Raw genomic sequence first — 2841 nt, forward strand, 5'->3', positions numbered from 1 at the left:
GATATCACTTTGCCAGCTCGCGGCGCTCAAAAAGGCCATCTGCATCCGGTGACGATGATTACTCAGCGTATGCAGCAGTATTTTGTACAAGCGGGATTCAATGTGGCTACAGGCCCTGAAGTTGAGAGCGATTATTATAACTTTGAAGCACTCAATATTCCCTCGCATCATCCAGCGCGTGCCATGCACGATACGTTTTATTTTGATGCGCACTATCTATTACGCACGCATACCAGTCCGGTGCAAATTCGTACGATGGAGCAGACAGCGCCGCCGATTCGGATTATCTGCCCAGGCCGCGTATACCGCAATGACTCAGACCAAACTCACTCGCCGATGTTCCATCAGTTAGAAGGCCTTATGGTCACCGAGTCAAGTACCTTCGCTGAGCTAAAAGGCTTGATTAGTGAGTTCTTAGAGGCATTTTTTGCTAAAGAATTGACTGTGCGTTTTCGTCCGTCATTCTTCCCATTTACTGAGCCTTCAGCTGAAGTCGATATCTTAGATGATAATGGCAAATGGCTTGAAGTTATGGGCTGCGGCATGGTGCATCCACAAGTGCTGACCAACTGCGGTATTGATAGCGACAAATATACTGGCTTTGCTTTTGGCATGGGTATTGAGCGCTTTGCCATGTTGTATTACGGCATCGATGATTTGCGCCTATTTTTCCAAAACGATGTACGCTTTTTAAAACAGTTTGGCTAATGTTGATATGACAGGTGCTCCTTGTTTATAAAACAAGGTAATGTGCCAACCCTTAATTCAAAATCTTTATTATAAATTGCAATCCGAGATATTTATGAAAATTAGCGAACAGTGGCTACGTCAGTGGGTAAACCCCAACAATAGCAGTGAGCAATTGGCCGAACAACTCACTATGGCAGGGCTTGAGATTGATGATCGTTTTGCGGTTGCCCGTGCTTTTTCAGGCGTTGTCGTTGGCGAAGTTATCAGTATCCGTCCACACCCTGATGCTGATAAATTGCGCGTCACGCAGGTCAATATTGGCGGTGCTAAGCCGCTACAGATCGTCTGCGGTGCGCCCAATGTCACTGTCGGTATGAAAGCGCCTGTCGCAACCGTTGGTGCCATACTGCCAAGCGATGACGCCAGTAATGGTAAAGCAGGCTTTAAAATTAAAAATGGCAACCTACGTGGTGTCGATTCTAACGGTATGCTATGCGGTGCATCTGAAATTGATTTGGTTGACGATATTGACGGTTTGCTTGAGCTACCAGCTGATGCGCCAGTCGGTACGGATATCCGTGAATACTTAGGTTTAGACAATCAAATCTTCGATATCTCTATCACGCCAAACCGCGGTGATTGCTTTAGCGTACGTGGTATTGCACGCGAGATATCAGTCATTAATGACTTGCCTATGCAGCAGCCAGAGATTCCTGCCAACAGCGCATTGACGGATAACGATACTGATCATACTACGCCAGCCGTAACGGTGAGCGCAGTTGAGGCGTGCCCACGCTATCTCTTACAATCAATTAGTAACATTGATCGTAGCATCGATACACCGAAATGGATGACTGATGCGCTCGTACAGTCGGGATTACGCTCGCATAACTTCTTGGTTGATGTGACCAATTATGTATTGATGGAACTCGGTCAACCGCTACATGCGTTTGATGCTGATAAGATAGAAGGCGATATTGTGGTACGTTTAGCACAGCCACAAGAGACGATTACCTTACTCAATGAACAAACCATTACTTTAACCGGTGATGAGCTGCTTATTGCGGATGATAAAGGCGCGCTTGCACTCGCGGGTATCATGGGCGGTCAGCGTAGCATTGTTACTGATAGCACCACCAATATTGTCCTAGAAAGTGCCTTTTTTAATCCATTAGCCATCGCTGCACGCGCGCGCCGTTTTGGTTTGCATACCGATGCCTCACAACGCTTTGAGCGCGGTGTCGATTTTGAATTGCCAGCGCTTGCTTTGGCACGTGCTACTGATTTGATTACCAGTGTCACAGGCTCTCAAGTAGGACACATCGTAAAAGCAGAAAGTAGCGACAACCTGCCAGCACGTGCGCCCATCTCTTTGCCAATTAATAAAGTACGTGATGTCATCGGTATTGAGATTGAGCCTGCGGTCATGGTGCGTATCCTGACCCAATTAGGGTTTGAGGTAGAGCAGCAAGCAGATGCTCTAATCTGCACGCCGCCCTCGTATCGTTTTGATATGAGTATCCGCGAGGATTTAATCGAAGAGATCGCTCGTATCTATGGTTATGATAATATTCCAAGCGTCTTGCCGCACTTACAAGTGAGTATGGATTATGACGATACCGCAGATCTTACGCATGAGATGAAGCTGGCACTCGTTAATAATGGCTACATGGAAGCGATTAGCTTTAGCTTTAGTGATGCAAAATTAGAAGCGGTGCTTGATGATGAAGCATTAGGAGAAGTGTTGGCTCTTGCTAACCCGATCTCTAGCGACTTAGCCGTCATGCGCCGTACTTTGCTGTCCAGCTTATTACCTTGTGTGCAATATAACCTCAATCGTCAGCAGCCACGTGTACGTTTTTTTGAGACGGGTTTAAGTTTTGTCGGTCAAAGTGTTAGCGATTTGGTTCAAACGCCAAGTATTGCCCTGGTGGCTGTAGGTGATGTTTGGGATGAGCAAGCGTATCAAAACCGTGCTTTAGACTTTTATGATATCAAATACGATATTGAGCAGTTATTACCAGCGCAAATTGACAAAGCGCGCATTCGCTATGAGCGCAGTCAGCTATCCTTTTTGCATCCAGGACAAAGCGCTAAGCTGTATATCGATGATAAATACATCGGCTGGATAGGCCAGATACATCCCAATAC

Annotated in this window: 2 protein-coding genes; both read left to right on the forward strand. The window is 46.3% G+C overall.

Annotated elements, in window-relative coordinates; all coding sequences use genetic code 11:
• Positions 1-708: phenylalanine--tRNA ligase subunit alpha (pheS, locus tag ACTXGO_RS12000; RefSeq protein WP_443574694.1), on the forward strand; the 708-nt coding region annotated here is incomplete at its 5' end.
• A 94-nt stretch (positions 709-802) separates the two neighbouring features.
• Positions 803-2841: phenylalanine--tRNA ligase subunit beta (pheT, locus tag ACTXGO_RS12005; RefSeq protein ID WP_443574696.1), on the forward strand; the 2039-nt coding region annotated here is incomplete at its 3' end.

Source organism: Psychrobacter sp. T6-1 (genome assembly GCF_052258445.1).